This window comes from Nonomuraea antimicrobica, assembly GCF_039536965.1.
Taxonomy (GTDB): domain Bacteria; phylum Actinomycetota; class Actinomycetes; order Streptosporangiales; family Streptosporangiaceae; genus Nonomuraea; species Nonomuraea antimicrobica.
This window is the reverse complement of sequence record NZ_BAAAZP010000121.1, coordinates 13,634-31,886: the sequence shown is the minus strand read 5'-3', so window position 1 is coordinate 31,886 and position 18,253 is coordinate 13,634. Positions and strand designations below refer to the sequence as shown.

The following is an 18,253-nucleotide window of genomic DNA, read 5'->3' as shown; positions in this document are numbered from 1 at the left end:
GCCGACGCCCCGTTCGCAAATCCGATGCAACTGTACGGTCGCCGTGCGACTGAATGATCAGTACGCGACGTACTTGACGCATCTGACGCGCGTGACGTGCCTTACGTACTTGACGTACTTGACGTACCTAAGGTGACGTGGCATCATGGAGGTGCGTCTCGCTGGGGGGTTCGTCATGACCGCTGTTCACTTCGACAGCTATACAGAAGCTCGTGCACATCTCAAGGCGCTTTTGGATGCGGCCGAGAGAGGTCGCGTGGCAACGGTGCGTCGTGAGTCAGCCGTGACGGCCTTCGTGGATGTTGAAAGACTCCGGCACTACCTCGCGGTGGTCACTCCTTCTCGAGCACAGGTGCTTCCTGAAGCCGGCGGCTGGTCGGTTTTCATTCCAGGGCTACCTGTCGCCGCGGACGGTGCGACCTTTGACCAAGCCATTGCGGAGATGATCGAGGGCCTCCGTGAGTATGCGGAGGATTGGCAGGCCCGTCTGCTCGACGCGCCGAACCACCGCGAGAACTGGGGGCTTGTGCAGTTGATCAGCCTCAGTGATGACGAACAACTGCGCGAATGGCTGGTAGGGAAGGGCCGGTGAGCCGGCCCCAGCCTGCCCGTGAGCATCACGACCGGTTCTGTCGGATCGAGGGCTGGCGTTTGGTGCGAAACGCCCGGGGAGGAACGGGGACGCACCATGTCACCTACGAGTTGGATCTTCCCGATGGCAGGATTCTGAGGACCCGGATCTCTCACCCGGTCGACCGAAGCACCTACGGCCCGGGTATTTGGAGCCACATTCTCCGTGATCAACTTCAGGTGGACGAGGTGACCTTCTGGGCGTGCGTCCAGAACGAGGTGAGACCCGATCGCGGAGCCCCCGAGTTGCCATCGGAGGCCCTGCCCGCAGACCTCGTGTTCATGTTGATCTCCAGGGTGGGTCTTGACGAGACGACCGTGGCGGGGATGAGCAAGGAGGAGGCCATCGCGCGACTCCAGAAATACTGGACCGACGGGGTCTGATCCTGAGGAGTGCCGCACCTCTCGAATAAGTGCACTGCCCAAGTATTTTGGGCTCCGGCTAGACGTGAAATGCCTGGTCGGCAACGGGGGTGTCGGTGACATGCCGACGCCGCGTTCACAAATCTGATGCAACCGTACGGTCGGCCGTGCGGTTGAATGATCAGTACGTGACGTACCTAGGTTGACGCGCCGAACCACCGTGAGAACTGAGGGCTTGTGCGGTTGATCAGCCTCAGTGATGACGAGCAACTGCGCGAATGGCTGGTGGGGAAGGGCCGGTGAGCCGGCCCCGGCCTGCCCGCGAGCTGCGCGGCTGTCGCCGTTCGTTCGACGGCACATCAACGTGATCGGCACCTGCTCCTTCGCCCAGCCCGACCTGGGTCCTGCCGGTGTCCGGCAGCTACGCGACCCGGATGAGCCGGACTGGGACGAGGACGTCTCGTAGATCGACGTCACATCGGCGTTTCGGAAGCGCGGTGCGCGGCGAGACGACACGCGGTGGAGCAGAGCCGAGCCCGACGGTTGGTGGCACCCGAGGTGGGTGAGTCGGGCTGTGAGTTCAGTCGGCGGGGCGGGGTGACCAGACCTGTGCCGCCAGGACGGCGCCCGCGCCGAAGAGCGCTACGCCGAGAGGGACGTGGACGGCGAGGTTGCCGCTCCCACCAACCACGAACTGGACACTGATCAGCACCATCAGGACCGCACTGGCGGCCAGGTACCGCGCCGATCCGCGGCCCGCCCGCCACACCAGGAGCGCGGCGATGATCTGCAGGACCATCGCGACCGTGACGACGGGGCCAGCGGCATGGTGCAACTGGCGGCTGCCCTCGTCGGACAGGAGCTGCCCAGCGGTGATCCCCTGCACCAGCAGCGTGGCGGCCAGGAACCCTGTGCTCGCCTTCATCAGGCCGAAGAACCGGGGACGCACGGGCCGCTTCGCATGATTCGCATGATTCGCATGAGCGGAGGAGAGGAGCTTGGTCTGCCTTGACCTGGGATCACTCTCCTTGGTGGTCGGGTGCCGGGTGGGTGAGGTGTCGGCTCTCGGCGGCTGTCCGCTCACCAGGTCACCCGCAGCGTGTGCACGCCGTACACGAGGCTGGAGACCCGGAAATTCACCTGCTCGTATGAGTCGGCCAGGGCGAGGCCGGGGAAGCGCCGCAGCAGTGCCGGGAAGGCGATGCGCATCTCCATCCGCGCCAGCGGCGCCCCGAGGCAGTGGTGCACCCCATGGCCGAAGGCGACGTGACCGGCGGCTCCCCGGGTGATGTCGAGTGTCTCGGGATCGTCGACGAGGGCGGGGTCGCGGTTGGCGGCGGGAAACGAGCAGATCACGAGTGATCCCGCGGGGATGGCATGCCCGGCGATCTCCACATCCGTCGTGGTCGTGCGCGGCGGCAGCGACTGCACGATGGACAGCCAGCGCAAGAGCTCCTCGACGGCGGGCTCGACCTGGGACGGATCCTCGCGGATCATCGCCAACTGGTCCGGGTGCCGCAGCAGGGCCAGGGTGCCCAGGCCGAGCATGTTCGAGGTCGTCTCATGCCCGGCCAGCAGCAGAAGTCCCGCGATGCCGGTCAGCTCATCGGTGGTGAGATCGTGGCCGTGCTCGCGCACCAGCATGCCCAGCATGTCCTCGCCCGGATCCGCCTGGGCGCGGGCCACCAGCCCGGCCATGTAGGCGCGGTCCTCCCGCTGCGCCGCGACGCGCTGCTCCATCGGCAAGGAGGTGTCCAGCAGGCGCACGGAACGCGCGTGGAACTCGGCGCGGTCGGCCTGCGGCACGCCCAGCAGCTCGCAGATCACCAGCGACGGCACCGGCAGGGCGAAGTGTTCCACCAGGTCGGCCGGCTTGCCGGCCCGCTCCAGATCGTCCAAGGCCGTCTGGACGATCTCGGTGATCCGCGGCTCGAGCCTGCGCATCCGCCGTACCGTGAATTCCGGGGTGAGCATCCGGCGCAACCGCGTGTGCTCGGGCGGGTCGAATCCGATCAACTGCCCGGCCTTCATCTTGGCCAGTTCGTCGGCGTTCATCTGCCCGGATCCCGGGAACGGTGTCAGGGCGCTGCTGAACCGAGCCGGATCCGCCGGCACCTGGCGAACGTCCTCATAGCGGCAGATCACGTACGCGGGCGCGCCGAACGGCGTCGTCACCCGTACCACGCCCTCGCTGTCGCGGGCCCGGGTCAGTTCCTCGACCGGGTTGAGCCCGTTCCGCCGCATGTGCAGCGGCAATTCCAGCGCTTTCGTTATCATCTGTCCATTCATCCAGTGATCGTGTGAGACCGTCAGGCGCGGGTCTTGGCCAGCAGGCCGATGATCTCGGCGGTGGAGCCGCGCTCGCCGAGGAGCGGGAAGATCCGTTCCAGGCTGTGGTGATGCGCCTGGGAGTCCCGGTCGGCTGCGGCGTCGGTCGCCAGGGTGACGTTGTAGCCGTGTGCGTAGGCGGCGCGGGCGGTGGACTCCACGCCGATGCTGGTGGCGATCCCGGCCAGCACGATCTGGGTGACGCCGCGGCGGCGTAGTTGCAGGTCGAGGTCGGTGCCGTGGAAGGCGCTCCAGGTGCGTTTGGTCACGGTGATGTCGCCGGGGTGGCCGCTCAGGTCGTCGACGATGTCGTCCCAGCCCGCGGGCAGAGGGCCGGGCGGGCGGGGGATCTCGGTGCGTCCTGGCGGGGCGTCTGATCCGTCCGTGCGGGCGGTGAGCCGGACCAGGACGACCAGGGCGCCGTGGTGGCGGAAGGCGTCGGCCAGTTCGGCGGCGCGGGTCACCACCTGCGAGCCGGTGTGCGGGGTGGTGGGGAGGCTGACGACGAGGTTTTGCAGGTCGATGAGGACGAGTGCGGTGGTTGGGTCGATGGTGGTGACGGGCATGGGTGAGCCCTCCTTTTCGTCGGAGTGAGCCCTTGTTCTCGAGGCTCCCCGGGGTGTGGGGTTTCGAGAACAAGGGCGAGGTCGTGCCGTGCGGCTGGGTCAGGGTTGGGTGTCGAGCCACTCCTGGAAGGTGGGCCCTGCGAGTTCGGCGTGCGGGCTGGGCAGGAACCCGCCGCTGGCGGCGATCTCGGCGTCGGGCATGCCGGCCCCGTCGACGGCGACGACTTTGATGCCTCGGCGGGCGCCGAGGAGCTGGGCGGCCTCGGCCAGGGTCTCCTTGCGGGGGCCGGCGATCTCGGGGATCGGCGTTCCCGGGGCCGGGGCGGTGGGGGCGAGGGCGAGGTCGGCCAGTGTCTCGGCCACGGCGCGACAGGCCACGAGCTGGGTGGGCAGGGCCGGGAGGTAGGCGGTGTCGCCCTGCTGCCAGTCCAGGAGCTGCCCAACGAACTCGTGGAACTGGGCGGCCCGCAGGATGCGGACGGGGATCGGGCCGGACAGGAGGAGTTCTTCGTGCACCTTCTTGGCGGCGAGGAATCCGGCGGTGGCGTTGTCGACGCCGATGATGGATGCCATGGCGATCCGGGTGACGCCCGCCTGCCGGCCGTATTGGTGCAGGTTGCGGGCCGACGTGCGGAAGAATTCTGTCGCGGCGTCCTGGTCGGAGGCGTGCCAGGAGGCGACGTCGATGATGACTTCGACGTCGGTGAGGGCTTCGGTCAGGCCCTCGCCGGTGATGATGTCCACGCCGGTGGCTCGTGACATCGGCACGACGTGGTGTCCTCGTTCGGTGAGGACGTCGACGACGTGGCGTCCCAGTCGGCCGGTCGCTCCCGCGACCGCGAACGTGGTGATGCTCATGCTGTGTGTCCTTCTGATGTGCTGCGGTGCTGGTTATGCGTTGTAGTTCTGGCCGGGGGGCATGCCGGGGATCGGCTTGGCGATGAGGGCGGCGGGGGTGAAGAAGCCGATGTGGGCGATCGCCATGATGAGTGTCCAGAGCGCTTTGTCGTCGTAGAGCGCGGCCGCCTTGGCGTGCAGTTCGTCGGGGACGCGTTCCCCGGAGGGGTTCGGGGTGAGGACGGCTTCCACGAGTTCCAGCGCGACTCGTTCGGCGTCGGTGAAGAAGGTGGCGTCGCGCCAGGTGGCCACGGCGGTGATGCGCTCCTCTGGCTCTCCGATCCTGCGGAGGTTGCCGGTTTCCCTGATGGTGAAGTAGGTGCTGCCGAGGATCTGTCCGGCGCGCAGTTGCAGCAGGTGGACGGTGGTCTGCGGAATCGAGCCGTTCTTGATGACCTTGTGCAGGCCCTCGCCGACCACCGCCATCTCGGGGACGAAGGGGAGGGGGTTGGGCATGCGCGACCGGAGGCCGGTCGTCGGGGGTGTGGACATTGGTGAGACCTTTCCTGGTGTGGGGTCGTGGCGCTGTCTGGGTCGTTCGTGCGGCGTCCTGACAGACACGAGACGGCGGTGTTCTGGCTCCTGTAACAGTGCGGTCATGTGACATAGGCCACCTACCGTGGGTGTTATGGAGGGGTGGGGGCCGGCGTCCTAGTGCGTGTACCAGGGCTGGGAACGAGCAGGCGGGAGTCGGGCATGAACGAGCGCAGCGCGGAGCGGACTGCGGGCACGGTCGAGCCGCGCGATGGCGGCGATCGGGTGGATTCGGCCACCGAGGCGTTCGTCGCTCACCGCAACCTGTTGTTCACCGTCGCCTACGAGATGCTCGGCTCGGCCACCGACGCCGAGGACGTCCTGCAGGAGACCTGGCTGCGCTGGGTGAACGTCGATCTGGCCACCGTGCGCGAGCAGCGCGCCTATCTGGTACGGATCGTCACCCGGCAGGCGCTGGACCGGCTGCGCGCGCTCGTCCGGCGCAAGGAGTCCTATGTTGGGCCGTGGCTGCCCGAGCCGCTGCTGACCGCGCCCGACGTGGCCGAGGACGTCGAACTGGCCGACAGCGTCTCGATGGCGATGCTGCTGGTGCTGGAGACGCTCCAACCGACCGAGCGGGCGGTGTTCGTGCTGCGCGAGGTGTTCGACCTGGCCTACGACGAGATCGCCGAAGCCGTCGACAAGAGCCCCGCCGCGGTCCGTCAGATCGCCTACCGGGCGCGGGCACATGTCGCCGCCCGTCGCCCCCGCGGCATCGCCTCCCCGGCCGAGACCCAGGCCGCGCTCCAGGCCTTCCAGCGAGCGGTCGAAACCGGCGACCTGCAGAGCCTGCTCGACATCCTCGCACCGGACGTCGTCGCCCTGAGCGACGGCGGCGGAGTCAAACATGCCCTGCTGCGGCCCGTCGTGGGGGCCGACCAGGTGGCTCGCCTGCTGGCCGCCGGCTGGTGGAAACGCGACGCGGAACGGTCGGTCGAGCCGGTCCAGATCAACGGCGGCCCCGGGCTGCTCGTCCGCGTCGACGGGGAGATCGACGGCGTGGTGGCGGTACGCGTCGAGAACGGCTACGTCACCGGCGCCTACCACGTGCGCAATCCCGAGAAGCTGTCACGCGTGGAGCGGGAAACCGCCGTAACCCGCTGAGCTTGGTGAGCCCGGCAGCGCGGGCACGACGACACGTCCCAGGTCAGCCGTGATGGCGCGTGGTCAACAGGCACCGGTGAAGCGAGGTCTTGGGAATGCCGGTCTTGGCGGCGATCCGCGTCTCTGGAGATCGCGGCGACCAAGCGCTAGGGTGACGCCGTGATCGACAAGCCACCAGGATGGGGCTACCACGCCGCTGCCGTGATCACCACCCTCGTGATCGCCTGGTGGGTGAGCGTCCCCTTCAGCTATACCGAATCCGGCGTGGTAGTGATCTTCGCTCTCGTGCCGCTGGTGTTGTACTGGGCTGTCCGCCTCATCGTGGCGTTGATACACGACGCCACCGCAGTACGGCGCCGATTCCTCGGCTGGCTCGCGTTACCCCTGATCGTCTGGGTGCTGTGGGCCGCCGTCGACGCCGACCTGCCCTTCAAGACACGCTTCGCCCTCTCCCGGTCCAGCATGGAGGGCTTCGCCCAGGACGTCCTGCGCGGCGGCGCACAAGACCTTCCTGTCTGCGCGTGGACAGGACTCTTTCCGGTATGCGGCCACGTTCTCACAGAGAAGGACGAGCTCACCGGCGTCGAACTACAGATCAGCGATTGGCCTATCGCGGGCTCGCGATGCTTCGTGTGGGCTACTCATGGTCAACCGCGCGCCAACGACCACGAATACGGGCTCAGGCATCTGACCGGTCCCTGGTGGGGTTGCCGAAAGTGGGACGGCTGGTAATCAACCATCGGTCTCGACCATCTCTGATCTTGTTGTTCAGCAAGCGACTCGGCTCGGTTCTGGCGAGGGGCGTCGGCCTTTCGTGCCCAAGCCCATCAGGCGTTGGATTGACGAGCGATCGAACTGCAACTAGCCTCATTACAGTTCACTCAGTGTCGCGGCGGAGTCCGAAGGGGTGAGGGTGAGTCTCAGCAGCAGGAGTGCGGTCGCGATTCACGCGCTCACGATGTTGGCGCGCCCGGGCGACCGCTCGCTGACCTCCGCAGAGATCGCGGACAGCCTGGCGAGCAATCCGGTTCTCGTGCGGCGCATCCTCGCCTGTCTGCGGGACGCCGGCCTGGTGTGGTCCACTGAGGGGCGTGGTGGCGGCTGGTCCCTTGCCCGCGCCCCACGCGAGATCAGCCTCTACGACGCCTACGCCGCGGTCGAGGCGGGGCCGATCCTGTCGCGGCACGCCCATCCACCCAGCGACCAGTGCGCGGTCGGGCGCCACATGCAGGCCCTGCTCGAGGTGGAGTTCCAAGACGCCGAACGGGCCATGGAAGAGCGGCTCGGCCGAACGACCATCGCCCACCTGCTCCGGCAGGTGCTGGACAGGGAGCGCGAACTCGCGGCCCAGAATCGCTAGCTGAGCAGTGGCGGGGGCAGGTCCTCCGCCGTTCTCTTTGTCCTAACTGTAACTACAGCAGTGGCAGTAACTGCCGTGCGGAGGACGCCTGGAATGACACTCACGTCGACTACAACCGAACGAACCAGCTCCGTGCCGGCCCTGCTGGCCGTGCTCATGCCGGCGATGCTCGTCACGGTCATCGCCAGCGACATGGTCAATCTCGTACTCCCGTCGATCGGAGCACAGTTCGGGGCTTCAGACGCGGAGCTCGCGTGGGTCGTCACCGGTTTCCTGCTGATGTTCTCGGTCGGGATCCCCTTTTACGGCCGCATCTCCGACCGGGTGAGCCTGCGGCGTCTGTTCGGTTTCGCTCTGCTGACCTACGCCGCCGGGAGCCTGATCTGCGCACTCTCTCCCGATCTTCCCGTGCTCGTGCTCGGGCGGATCGTGATGGGGACAGGCGCGGCCGCGATACCCGTGCTCTCGATCATTGCCGTCACCAGGTTGATGCCGGAGGGCAAGCGAGGGATGGGGATCGGCGTCATCTCCGCGGCCTCGGGTATCGGCACCGCCGCCGGACCGGCCGTCGGCGGCGGGATCGGCGAGTTCCTCGGCTGGCCCGCGCTGTTCTGGCTCATGCTGGTGGTCGCGTTGGTGCTGCTTCCTGCGGCGTTGCGCGTGCTACCGGACCAGGCTCCGGCGGGTGCGAGCCGGTTCGATCTTCTCGGCGGCATCCTCCTCGGCCTGGGGGCCGGGCTGGTCCTGTTCGGCATCACTCAGGCACAGGTCGCCGGCCTGACCGCGCCCTCTTCCTGGGTCAGCCTCGTGGTGGCGATCGCGGCAATCGCGCTCTTCGCGTGGCGCACCATCCGCGTCGCACAGCCGTTCGTCCCGCCCGCGCTGTTCACCAACCGGGTCTACCGGGCCGCGGTCGTCGTCGCGTTCCTGGCCATGATCGTCAACCTCGGCGGCCTGGTGCTCGTCCCGCTGCTGGTGGTCGACGTCAACGGTCTCGGCCCGGGAGCCGGGGCCCTGGTCATGATCCCGGCCGGGGTCGCCGTCGCCGTCGTCTCGCCGTTGATCGGCCGTCTCTCTGACCGCATCGGCACCCGGCCCCTGGTGCTGACGGGCCTCGCAGCCATGGGACTGTTCGTCCTGTTCTTGTCGACCTTCACGGGAGGCACGTCGCTGATCCCCGCGGGGGTCGGGATTTTCGGGCTCAGCGTCGGGTTCATCTTCGTGATGACCCCGGTCATCAGCGCCGCGGCCGGCGCGTTGCCCGCCGAGCAGGTCGGCGTCGGCCTCGGGATCCTGCAAGGAGCCCAGTTCCTCGGCGCGGGCGCCGGCCCGGCCCTGTTCGGTGTGCTGCTGACCGCAAGACAGCAAAGCGGCAGCGGCGCCGTCAACCCTCTCTACCCCGGTCACGAAGGCGCTGCCTTCTCTGACGCCTTTCTGGCCATGGCCGTGGTCGTCGTCCCCGCGTTGATCGTCGCGTACCGGATGCGCCCCGCCGTAGCCCTTGCGGCGACACCGTCCCGCGACGCGGACAACGTTCACTAGGACATCGGCCATCCAGCCATGGCAAACGGGCTGTATGTCTGCGCGGCCCGTGACGGGTGAGCCAAAATGGCCCGCATGACGACTATGCCCGAGAACCATGCGAAGCGTGCAGATTCGTCCAGGTTCAACGACTACGACAGGATCGCCAAGGGGTACACGGCCGAGAACGAGACCGGCCTCGCGAACGCGTACTACGAGCGGCCCGCGATGCTGGAACTCGCTGGGGATGTGTCCGGCCGGCGCATCCTCGACGCCGGTTGCGGCTCGGGTGCCCTGTTCGCCGAGCTGCGGGATCGAGGCGCCCTCGTGACCGGCATCGACGCGAGCGCCGGGATGCTGGAGACGGCCCGGCGAAGGCTGGGTGCCGACGCGGATCTGCGGGTCGCCGACCTGGCCGGCCCACTGCTCTTTCCCGATGGCGCGTTCGACGACGTCATCGCGTCCCTGGTGCTGCACTACCTGGAAGACTGGGGGCCGACACTGGCCGAGCTGCGACGCGTGGTGAGGCCCGGCGGCCGGCTCCTCGTCTCGGTCGATCATCCTTTCGTCATCACCCTCATGCGTCGCTTGGCCGGGGAGAAGGCCCACTATTTCGGGACCCGTAACCGGATCGAAGAATGGACCATGGGCGGGCAGACCGCACAGATGAGCTTCTGGGACCGGCCGCTGCACGCGATGACCGAGGCCTTCACCACGGCCGGCTTTCGCATCAGCGTCATCAGCGAACCGCCGTTTGTGCCGGAAGCCCGTGAACTGTTCCCCGAGGAGTTCCGCGAGATCACCGGGACGAGGTTCCTGAGCTTCCTGTTCTTCGTTCTGGAAGCCAACTGACGGCACCTCGTCACGATCGGCTGTGGGATCGTGGCAGGCCCTCCCGACGTGGTCAGGCCCGCCTCACCCCTCCGCGCGATAAGTGACATGCCCCGAGAGGGCGTGGGTTCAGGAGCCGAGTACGTCGCGCAGGACGTCGGGCTTGTTGGTGATGATGCCGTCCACCCCGTATCCGACCATGCGGCGCATGGTGTCCGGGTTGTCGACGGTCCAGGTGAGGACGTCCAGGCCCAGGGAGTGGACGCGGCGTACATAGGAGGCCGTGAGCGTGCCGTACGGCGGGTTGATCTGGTCGGCGAACCGGGCCAGCCCCGGCAGCTCAGCGCTCGAAGGCGTCCCCAGCAGCCCGATCGGCACGTCGGGCAGCAACCGTCCGAACCTGCGCATCGAGTCCCAGTTGAACGACTGCACCACCACCTTGCCCGAGGCCGTCCAGGAGGAGTGGTCGCGCAGTTCGGCGGCGATGCGGGCCTCGATGCCGGGGTAGCGCTCCGGCGCCTTGACCTCCAGCAGCAGGCCCAGCCCTGAGCCGCTCATCGCGCGCAGCGCGTCGCCCAGGGTGGGGACGCGCTCGCCGTCGTACTTGTCGGACAGCCACGAACCGGCGTCCAGTTTGCGGATCTGGGCGAGGGTGAGGTCGTCGATGTTCCAGGGGGCGAGGCCGGGGAAGACGCGCTCCACGTCGGTGGTACGGGTGAGCGTCGTGTCGTGCATCAGGACCAGCTCGTGGTCCTTGGTCTCCTGGACGTCCAGCTCGAACAGGTCGGCGCCCTGCCGGGCGGCCAGCTCGAAGGCGGCGATCGTGTTCTCGGGGGCGTAGGCGGAGGCGCCCCGGTGGGCGACGTTGACGACATCCGCGGCGGCGGTCGTGGCTTCGGCGGGGGTCGAGGCGAGGGGGAGGACGAGGGAGGTCGCGACGAGGACGGCGAGTCGCCTGAACATGGATCTCCTCTGATGGGGAGAGACACAACGACGACTCGACGGTGACAAGATCGCATGACTTGGAGTTGAGAGCAGAGTAGCCCGCCGGTGCCTGGCGGATGAGCATTAGACACGCGGGATTCACGGGGGCGGCGGCGGTGACGCCTGGGGGCGCGTGCGCGAGGGTGGGCCGGGGCGGGTGGCGTCCGTGGTCCCGCCCCGGTGTCGAAGGTCAGCGGAGGCCGGCGTCCAGGGCGGTGGTCAGGGCGCCGGTGTCACCGGACATCTCCCAGATCATCGCGCCGAGCAGCCCTTTGCTCCGCAGCCAGGCCGTCTTCTTGCCGATCGACCAGGCGTCGTCGAACGTCCACCACTGCCCGCCGTTCCCGGTGTAGCAGTACGTGGCCACCGCCAGTTCGTCGTGCCGGATCGTGCAGCCCGGCACCATGGCCAGCAGGTTGCTGTAGCCCCGCGTGCCCGCCTCCTCCTGGAACTGGCCGGGGGCGGCGCCGTTGGCCTGCTGCCACTCGCCGTACTTGCCGCCGTCGGTGACCTGTTGCCAGCCGCGGCCGTAGTACGCCAGGCCGATGGTGATCTTGCGGGGGTTCACCCCGGCCTGGAGGTAGACGTCCACGGCCTTCTCGACGCTGAAGTCCGGGTTGTACGGGCTGTCGCTGTCGAGATAGAGGTTGCCCTGGTGCCCGGTACGGTTCGGCTCCCAGGAGTTGTCGCTGCCCGCGCCGTGGAAGTCGTACCCCTGGACGTTGAAGATGTCCAGGTGCTTGGCGACCTCGGGCAGGTCCCAGCCGGCGGCGATCTTGGCCGGGTCGGCCGGGGTGAAGGCCGTGAGCTGGTACCTCTTGCCCGTCGTGGTCGTCAGCGCGTCGAGCTGGCGGCGGAACTCGGCGATGAGCAGCGTGTTGTTGGCCTTGTCGGCCGGGCTGACGTGGTTGCCCGGATGCCCTTCGGCGCCCGGCCACTCCCAGTCGAGGTCGATGCCGTCGAAGACGCCCGCCGCCGTGCCGGGGCCGCCCGCGCCGTTGTATTCGGGCAGGTTGCCCTTGATGTAGATGTCGATGCACGACGAGACGAACTTCTTGCGGGCCGCGTCGGTGGCGGCCACGTCGGAGAAGTACTTGGAGTACGTCCAGCCGCCCAGCGAGATCAGCACCTTCAGGTGCGGGTGCTTGGCCTTGAGCTTCTTGATCTGGTTGAAGTTGCCGCGCAGCTTCTCCCAGCCGGTGTCGGCCACGCCGTCCACCGACTGGGCGGCGCTGAACGGCCGTCCGTAGTCGGCCTCGGCGTCGCCCGCCCCGTCGCCCTGGTTCGGGTCCTGGGGGTTGGTGGTGGTGCCCTTGGTGACGCCTTGGAGACAGGTCAGGTTCTGCGGGTCGATGTTGGCGAAGGCGTAGTTGATGTGCGTGAGCTTGTCCGCCGCGCCGGTGGTGTCGAGGTTGCGGACGAAGTACTGGCGGCCGTAGATGCCCCACTGCACGAAGTATCCGACGCGGGCGTAGCCGTTCTCGACGATGTCCGCGGTGGTCGCCCGCACCACGGCGCTGGCGGGGGAGACGTTGTCGAACAGGTCGCGGGCCTTCACGGTGAACGAGTACTCGGTCGAAGGGGACAGTCCGGAGACGACCGCCGTGGTGCCGGTGACGGTCGCGGCCACCGAAGAGCCGATGTAGACGTCGTAGCTGGCGATGCCGGAACTGTCGGATGAGGCGGACCACGCCAGCGTGACGCTGGACGACGTCTTCGCCGTGCTGCGCAGATCGCCTGGCGCGGTGGGCGGCTGCGTGTCGTCGGCCGGGTTGCGGGTGGTCACCTTCAGTGCCGAGGACGCGGGCGACGTCGTGCCCTTGCGGTCCTTGGCCTTGACCGTGAACGTGTACTCGGTCGACGGCGTCAGCCCGGACACCGTGGCCGAGGTCCCGGTCACGGAGGTGGCGAGCGAGGAGCCGTTGTAGACGTCGTACCCGGTGATCGGGAGGCTGCCCGGCACGGAGGCGTCCCAGGCGAGCGAGACGGTCTTCGTGGTGTGGGCGGGCGAGCGCAGGTTGCCCGGCGCGGCCGGCGGCGCGTCGGGGGAGCCGTCGCAGTTCACGTCGTTGATCCGGCAGCTCGTGGGCTCGGCATTGGCGGTGCTGAGCGTGAACGCCGGGCTGTACGGCTCGGTGGTCCCACCCGCGTTCACGGTCGTGTTGTAGTGGGCGGGGGTGAGGGTCACGGTACGCCCGCTCTGGCTGAGCGAACCGTTCTGGGCGTTGCTCGTGGTGACCCCGAAGGGCAGGTCGAAGACGATCGACCAGCCGTTGAGCGGGGTGGTGCCGTTGTTGGCCACGACGAACTTGGCCGAGGTGCCGTTCACGTCGTAGGTGGCGCTCACCGGCGGCTTGGCGGGCGGGTCGCCGCCGCTGCCGTCGCAGTTCGCGCCGTCGATCAGGCAGCTCACGGGCTGCACGGCGGCGCTGAGCGTGACCTTCGGGCTGTACGGCTCGGTGGTCCTGCCCGGTTGGAGGGTGTTGATGTAGAAGGCGGGAGTGAGCGTCACCCTGGTGCCGTTCTGCCGGATGGTGGCGTTCTGCGGGCTGGACGCGGTGACTCCGGCGGGCAACTCGAAGACGATCGACCAGCCGGTCACGGCGGTCGTGCCTGGGTTGCTCACCACGAACGTGCCCGTGGTCCCGGACAGTGCGAACGTGGCGACGAGGCGGCTCGCGGCCTGCGCGGGCAGCCCGCACAGCGCGACGATCACGAGAACGGCGATCAGGGGGGTGGCTAATCGGCGCACGTCGGACCTTTCTTTAAAGAAAGTTTCCTAACAATTACGCGGATCGTAAGCCGCCACTGGGCAACTTGCAAGGGCGAACCCCTGGCACAGGTCCTGGTGGTGATCGCGACCGGTGGCGCGCTACGCGGAGGCGACGGGCAGGGCGCTCCCGTACAGCCGTGACACCCTGAGCCTGATCACCAGCCGCCGGTCCGTGACCGCCCGGCGCAGGAACGTCTCCTCGTCGCCGACCGGTCCAAGGTGCGCCAGCAGTTCCCTGCCCACCTCGTCGCCCGGCTCGTCGCTCACCGGCGACAGCTCCGCCTCGCCCTCGGCCACCACGTACGACGAGAAGTCGTCGCTGGCCGCATAGAGCGCGCAGCGCGGGTTCTGGTGCAACTGGCGCACCTTGGGCCGGTCGGCGACGGTCGAGATCCGTACGACGCGCCGTCGCGGATCCCAGGTGTAGGCGACGGTGGACAGGTGCGGGCGGCCACCGGCGGTCATGGTCGCCAGTGCGCCGAACCGCTGCCCGGCCAGCAGGTCCGACAGCTCCTCGTCGCGCAGCGAGAGAGGGCTCACGCCCAGGTCGCTGGTGTCCGACATTGACTGACCTTCACATGGATGAGCCGGGGTGGAGAGTCATCACCCTAGCCCACCGATAGGTTACGAGTCATGAATGTTGCCATTACCAGTGGATATGTCGTGCCGGTAGACGGCGACCCCATTGACGGTGGAACCGTACTCGTCCAGGACGGGAAGATCACCGCGGTCGGCCGGGACGTGGCCGTGCCCGAGGGCATCCCGGTCGTGGACGCCGCGGGCGCCTGGGTGCTGCCCGGCTTCGTGGAGGCCCACGGCCACCTCGGCGTGCACGAGGAGGCCGAGGGCTGGGCGGGCCAGGACACCAACGAGATGACCGACCCCAACGGCGCCCGCCTGCGCGCGCTCGACGCCATCAACCCGGCGGACCTGGCCTTCGGCGACGCGTTGTCCGGCGGCGTCACGAGCGCCGTGATCAAGCCCGGCTCCGGCAACCCGATCGGCGGCCAGACGGTCGCGGTCAAGTGCTGGGGCAGATCCGTGGACGAGATGCTGATCAAGGAGCCGGTGAGCGTCAAGAGCGCACTCGGCGAGAACCCCAAGCGCGTCTACGGCGACCAGAAGAAGCTGCCCTCCACCCGGCAGGGCGTCGCCGCCGTGATCCGCGACGCGTTCATGAAGGCCCAGGACTACCGGGCCAAGCGGGACGCCGCCGCGGCCGAGGACAAGCCGTTCGACCGTGACGGGACGCTGGAGGTGCTGGTCCGCGTGCTGGACGGCGAGCTGCCGTGGTGCCAGCACACCCACCGCGCCGACGACATCGCCACCGCGCTCAGGCTGGCCGGCGAGTTCGGCTACCGCCTCGTGATCAACCACGGCACGGAGGGTCACCTGCTGGCCGACACCCTGGCCGAGCGGAACGTGCCGGTCATCATCGGCCCGCTGTTCACCAGCCGGTCGAAGGTCGAGCTGCGCGAGCGCTCGCTGCGCAACCCCGGCATCCTGGACCGCGCGGGCGTCGAGCTGGCCATCACCACCGACCACCCCGTCGTGCCCATCCACTTCCTCGTCCACCAGGCCACGCTGGCGGTCAAGGAGGGCCTCGACCCGGCCGCCGCGCTGCGCTCGATCACCGTGAACCCCGCCCGCATCATGGGTCTCGACGACCGGGTGGGCGCGCTGCGGCCCGGGCTCGACGGTGACGTGGTCATCTGGTCCGGCGACCCGCTGGACGTCATGAGCCGGGCGCTGAGGGTGTTCATTTCCGGCCGGGAGGTGTATTCGTACACGGACGGTGAATCCGTGGTGGCGGATCCTTACTACCGCGAATCAAGTGAGCGTTAAGCGCCCGTAGATGCGCCGGGCACATAGTGGGCCGAGCCGACGGGAAGAGAGGGCACCACGATGACAGCTCCACTGCTCGCCCAGCGTCCCAGCAAGGCTCTGCTGATCGGGCTGGTGGTCTCCGGCGTTCTCGCGATGGTCGTGCTGGCCGTCATGTTGTACAGCGGTGGTCCGGTCGGCTTCGGCCTGTCCGCGCTGCTGGCGGTGGCGCCCCTTCCCGTGCTGCTCGCGGCCGTGCTCTCGCTCGACAGGATCGAACCCGAGCCGAAGCTCAACCTGGCCTTCGCCTTCGTGTGGGGCGCGGGGGTGGCGATCGTGGCGGGCATCGCGCTGACGCTGGCCGGCCAGCAGTTCTTCACCAGGGTCGGGTACGGCCCCGCCGCCGTCGAGGACATCGGCGTCATCGTGCTCGCCCCGGTGGTCGAGGAGGCGTTCAAGGGCCTGGCCCTGCTGCTGCTCCTGCGCAGGCGCACGGAGATCGACGGCCTGACCGACGGCATCGTGTACGCCTCCATGGCCGGTCTCGGCTTCGCCGCCGTGGAGAACGTCGGCTACTACCTGCTGGCGTTCGGCGAGGAGGGCGCCGGGGCGGCGGTGCAGCTCTTCGTGGTACGCGGGCTGATCGACCCGCTCGGCCACCCGATCTACACCTCCATGATCGGCCTCGGTGTCGCCTACGCTCTCACCCGCCGCACGGCGGGCAGGTACGCCGCGATCCCGCTCGGCTACCTGGCCGCGGTCTTCCTGCACGGCCTCTGGAACGGCGCCGCGAGCACCGGCTCGCTGTCCTGGCTCGGCGGCGCGTACCTGGTGATCATGGCGGCGCTGGTCGGGCTCATCGTCGTGACCGTGACCGAGCGCCGCCACCTGGTCGCCAGGATGGCCTTCTACCTGCCCGCCTACCAGGAGACCGGGCTGGTCACCGACGCCGACGTACGGATGCTCACCACGCTGCCCGCTCGCAAGGCGGCCAGGAAGTGGGCCAGGGGGGCCGGGCTCGGCCGGGCCATGAGCGACTACCAGCAGGCGGCCACCGAGCTGACCATGCTGCACCTGCGGGCGGAGCGGCAGGGCATGGACCCGGGCAGGTTCGCGCTGGAACGCGATGCGTACCTGGGCGTGATGGCCGAGGCCCGCCGCTGGTGACGCGAGCGTACGGGGCCGTCGGAGGCGCGGCGGTCAGGAGCGGACCAGCAGCACGGCGAGCGCCGTCCCGCCCGTGAGCACCACGCAGCCCGCCACCGCGACCGTCGTCCCCGGCACGATCCCGAGTCCTCCGACGACCGCCGCGACTCCGGCCGCGCCCAGCGAGGAGCCGATGTACCTGGCGGTGTTGTTGGCCCCCGAGCCCATGCTCACCCGGTGCGCGGGCACGCTCTCGATGGCCAGGTGGGTGATCGAGGAGTTGATCAGCCCGGAGCCCACCCCGCTCACCGCCAGCCCGCCGAGCACCAGCGGGAGCGACAGCGACGCGCCCACGCCGAGCAGCCCGGCGAACCCGGCCGCGCTCAGCCCGAGGCCGAGGGCCAGCCGCCCGGCCGCGCCGAGGCGTACGTGGCGGGTCAGCAGCGAGGCCAGGAACGACAGCCCCGACCACAGGGCGAACAGCAGCGCGGTCTCCATCGGAGTCAGCCCGTGGGCGTCCTGCAGCACGGTCGGCAGGTAGCTGAGCAGCCCCACCACCGCGGCCCCGACGACCAGCGCGCCGCCGGTCGCCACCAGGAACACCGGCCGCCCGAACAGCTCCAGGTCCAGCAGCGGCTCCGGCCGCCGCCGCTCCACGGCCACGAACGCCGCCACCAGCACCACGGCCAGCGCGAACGCCCAGAGCACGACCGGCCTCGACCACCCGGCCCGCCCTTCCGTCACCCCCGCGACCAGCGCCGCCACGCCCAGGGTGAGCAGCACCACGCCCGGCACGTCGAACCGGCGCGGCCGCTCCGCCCGCGACTCCTCCAGCATCAGGGCCGACAGGACCGCCAGCGCCAGCCCGCAGGCCGCCATCAGCCAGTACACCGCCCGCCAGTCCGCCACCGTCGCCAGCACCCCGGACACGAGGGGCCCCACGGCCGTGCCCAGCCCGATCATCGCCCCGTACCGGCCGGCGGCCCGCACCCGCTCCGTCCCCGTCGGGTAGGCGTGTCCCACGATGCCCAGGCTGGCGGCCAGCACCGCCGCGCTCGCCCCACCCTGTACCAGCCTGGCCAGCACGAACACCGGCAGGTTCGGGCTGAGGGCGGCCACCGCGGCGGCTGCCGCGAGCACGGTCAGGCCCGTCACTAGCACCCGCCGGCGGCCGTGGTCGTCGGCCAGCCCGCCGGCGACCAGCAGCAGCGAGGACAACCCGAGCGCGATCGAGCCCAGGATCCACACCGGGCCCGTGGGCCCTGCCTCCAGCGAGCGCGCCGTGTCCCGCAGCGTGACCATCGGCAGCGTGAAGTTCGTCAGGACGAGCAGCGGCGCCGACGCCGCCACGGCCAGCGTGCCCGGCCTGGTCGGCGCAGTCGGTTCGGTCAT

General features: G+C 69.1%; 19 protein-coding genes. 10 read left to right on the top strand and 9 right to left on the bottom strand.

The annotated features are described in order from the left end of the window. Window positions 1-145 precede the first annotated feature (145 nt). The 3 genes from ABD844_RS33200 to ABD844_RS33190 all read left to right on the top strand — a co-directional run bounded on the left by ABD844_RS33200 (window position 146) and on the right by ABD844_RS33190 (window position 1,459). Window positions 146-592 (top strand): prevent-host-death protein, encoded by a 447-nt coding sequence (locus ABD844_RS33200; RefSeq protein WP_344886777.1) that lies wholly within the window; start codon window positions 146-148, stop codon window positions 590-592. A gap of 218 nt (window positions 593-810) precedes the next feature. Then, a complete protein-coding gene (locus ABD844_RS33195) occupies window positions 811-1,014 on the top strand; it encodes a hypothetical protein (RefSeq protein WP_344886775.1) in 204 nt (67 codons plus the stop codon). A gap of 238 nt (window positions 1,015-1,252) precedes the next feature. Next, window positions 1,253-1,459: a hypothetical protein gene (locus ABD844_RS33190; protein ID WP_344886773.1), complete on the top strand. Its 207-nt coding sequence runs from the start codon at window positions 1,253-1,255 to the stop codon at window positions 1,457-1,459. A gap of 114 nt (window positions 1,460-1,573) precedes the next feature. Here the strand turns inward: ABD844_RS33190 and ABD844_RS33185 are convergent, their stop codons facing one another. The 5 genes from ABD844_RS33185 to ABD844_RS33165 form a co-directional block, all read right to left on the bottom strand. Next, a complete protein-coding gene (locus ABD844_RS33185) occupies window positions 1,574-1,942 on the bottom strand; it encodes a hypothetical protein (protein ID WP_344886771.1) in 369 nt (122 codons plus the stop codon). A gap of 131 nt (window positions 1,943-2,073) precedes the next feature. Next, window positions 2,074-3,270, bottom strand: a complete 1,197-nt coding sequence (locus ABD844_RS33180) for a cytochrome P450 (protein WP_344886769.1) — start codon at window positions 3,268-3,270, stop codon at window positions 2,074-2,076. 32 nt (window positions 3,271-3,302) lie between these two features. Continuing rightward, window positions 3,303-3,887, bottom strand: coding sequence for an isochorismatase family protein (locus ABD844_RS33175; protein WP_344886767.1), 585 nt, complete (start codon window positions 3,885-3,887; stop codon window positions 3,303-3,305). Between the two features lie 99 nt (window positions 3,888-3,986). Next, entirely contained in the window at window positions 3,987-4,745 is a 759-nt protein-coding gene (locus tag ABD844_RS33170; RefSeq protein WP_344886765.1) for an SDR family oxidoreductase, read from the bottom strand. A 33-nt stretch (window positions 4,746-4,778) separates the two neighbouring features. Continuing rightward, entirely contained in the window at window positions 4,779-5,276 is a 498-nt protein-coding gene (locus tag ABD844_RS33165) for a carboxymuconolactone decarboxylase family protein (protein ID WP_344886763.1), read from the bottom strand. A gap of 204 nt (window positions 5,277-5,480) precedes the next feature. Here ABD844_RS33165 and ABD844_RS33160 point away from each other — a divergent pair, with 204 nt between their 5' ends. From ABD844_RS33160 to ABD844_RS33140, 5 genes are all read left to right on the top strand, one after another. After that, on the top strand, window positions 5,481-6,422 hold the full coding sequence (locus tag ABD844_RS33160) for an RNA polymerase sigma-70 factor (protein ID WP_344886762.1): 942 nt from the start codon (window positions 5,481-5,483) through the stop codon (window positions 6,420-6,422). 159 nt (window positions 6,423-6,581) lie between these two features. Further along, a complete protein-coding gene (locus tag ABD844_RS33155; RefSeq protein WP_344886760.1) occupies window positions 6,582-7,154 on the top strand; it encodes a hypothetical protein in 573 nt (190 codons plus the stop codon). 181 nt (window positions 7,155-7,335) lie between these two features. Then, window positions 7,336-7,782 (top strand): Rrf2 family transcriptional regulator, encoded by a 447-nt coding sequence (locus ABD844_RS33150; RefSeq protein ID WP_344886758.1) that lies wholly within the window; start codon window positions 7,336-7,338, stop codon window positions 7,780-7,782. A gap of 132 nt (window positions 7,783-7,914) precedes the next feature. Then, the gene (locus ABD844_RS33145) at window positions 7,915-9,324 is read left to right on the top strand and encodes an MFS transporter (protein ID WP_344886756.1); all 1,410 of its coding nucleotides are present in this window, start codon (window positions 7,915-7,917) and stop codon (window positions 9,322-9,324) included. A 66-nt stretch (window positions 9,325-9,390) separates the two neighbouring features. Next, window positions 9,391-10,155 (top strand): class I SAM-dependent methyltransferase, encoded by a 765-nt coding sequence (locus ABD844_RS33140; protein WP_425568704.1) that lies wholly within the window; start codon window positions 9,391-9,393, stop codon window positions 10,153-10,155. A 108-nt stretch (window positions 10,156-10,263) separates the two neighbouring features. On the opposite strand, the gene ABD844_RS33135 is transcribed toward ABD844_RS33140, so the two are convergent. The 3 genes from ABD844_RS33135 to ABD844_RS33125 form a co-directional block, all read right to left on the bottom strand. Then, a complete protein-coding gene (locus ABD844_RS33135; RefSeq protein WP_344886753.1) occupies window positions 10,264-11,097 on the bottom strand; it encodes a glycerophosphodiester phosphodiesterase in 834 nt (277 codons plus the stop codon). Window positions 11,098-11,308: 211 nt separating this feature from the next. After that, window positions 11,309-13,870, bottom strand: a complete 2,562-nt coding sequence (locus ABD844_RS33130) for a glycosyl hydrolase family 18 protein (protein ID WP_344886752.1) — start codon at window positions 13,868-13,870, stop codon at window positions 11,309-11,311. 120 nt (window positions 13,871-13,990) lie between these two features. Further along, on the bottom strand, window positions 13,991-14,455 hold the full coding sequence (locus ABD844_RS33125; RefSeq protein WP_344886750.1) for a TIGR03618 family F420-dependent PPOX class oxidoreductase: 465 nt from the start codon (window positions 14,453-14,455) through the stop codon (window positions 13,991-13,993). A gap of 69 nt (window positions 14,456-14,524) precedes the next feature. Between ABD844_RS33125 and ABD844_RS33120 the strand changes: the two genes are divergently transcribed. Together ABD844_RS33120 and ABD844_RS33115 are read left to right on the top strand one after the other, a co-directional pair. Further along, window positions 14,525-15,736, top strand: coding sequence for an amidohydrolase (locus ABD844_RS33120; RefSeq protein ID WP_344886748.1), 1,212 nt, complete (start codon window positions 14,525-14,527; stop codon window positions 15,734-15,736). Between the two features lie 60 nt (window positions 15,737-15,796). After that, on the top strand, window positions 15,797-16,882 hold the full coding sequence (locus ABD844_RS33115; protein WP_344886746.1) for a PrsW family intramembrane metalloprotease: 1,086 nt from the start codon (window positions 15,797-15,799) through the stop codon (window positions 16,880-16,882). Window positions 16,883-16,915: 33 nt separating this feature from the next. On the opposite strand, the gene ABD844_RS33110 is transcribed toward ABD844_RS33115, so the two are convergent. Then, the gene (locus tag ABD844_RS33110) at window positions 16,916-18,253 is read right to left on the bottom strand and encodes an MFS transporter (RefSeq protein ID WP_344886744.1); all 1,338 of its coding nucleotides are present in this window, start codon (window positions 18,251-18,253) and stop codon (window positions 16,916-16,918) included.

What these genes read in the sequence shown, in the direction of transcription:
- ABD844_RS33125 (WP_344886750.1), bottom strand. Translation starts at nt 14,455, where the DNA reads ATGTCGGACACCAGCGACCTGGGCGTGAGCCCTCTCTCGCTGCGCGAC.
- ABD844_RS33120 (WP_344886748.1), top strand. Translation starts at nt 14,525, where the DNA reads ATGAATGTTGCCATTACCAGTGGATATGTCGTGCCGGTAGACGGCGAC.
- ABD844_RS33180 (WP_344886769.1), bottom strand. Translation starts at nt 3,270, where the DNA reads ATGATAACGAAAGCGCTGGAATTGCCGCTGCACATGCGGCGGAACGGG.
- ABD844_RS33115 (WP_344886746.1), top strand. Translation starts at nt 15,797, where the DNA reads ATGACAGCTCCACTGCTCGCCCAGCGTCCCAGCAAGGCTCTGCTGATC.
- ABD844_RS33175 (WP_344886767.1), bottom strand. Translation starts at nt 3,887, where the DNA reads ATGCCCGTCACCACCATCGACCCAACCACCGCACTCGTCCTCATCGAC.
- ABD844_RS33200 (WP_344886777.1), top strand. Translation starts at nt 146, where the DNA reads ATGGAGGTGCGTCTCGCTGGGGGGTTCGTCATGACCGCTGTTCACTTC.
- ABD844_RS33160 (WP_344886762.1), top strand. Translation starts at nt 5,481, where the DNA reads ATGAACGAGCGCAGCGCGGAGCGGACTGCGGGCACGGTCGAGCCGCGC.
- ABD844_RS33110 (WP_344886744.1), bottom strand. Translation starts at nt 18,253, where the DNA reads ATGACCGAACCGACTGCGCCGACCAGGCCGGGCACGCTGGCCGTGGCG.
- ABD844_RS33140 (WP_425568704.1), top strand. Translation starts at nt 9,391, where the DNA reads ATGGCCCGCATGACGACTATGCCCGAGAACCATGCGAAGCGTGCAGAT.
- ABD844_RS33165 (WP_344886763.1), bottom strand. Translation starts at nt 5,276, where the DNA reads ATGTCCACACCCCCGACGACCGGCCTCCGGTCGCGCATGCCCAACCCC.
- ABD844_RS33170 (WP_344886765.1), bottom strand. Translation starts at nt 4,745, where the DNA reads ATGAGCATCACCACGTTCGCGGTCGCGGGAGCGACCGGCCGACTGGGA.
- ABD844_RS33135 (WP_344886753.1), bottom strand. Translation starts at nt 11,097, where the DNA reads ATGTTCAGGCGACTCGCCGTCCTCGTCGCGACCTCCCTCGTCCTCCCC.
- ABD844_RS33190 (WP_344886773.1), top strand. Translation starts at nt 1,253, where the DNA reads ATGACGAGCAACTGCGCGAATGGCTGGTGGGGAAGGGCCGGTGAGCCG.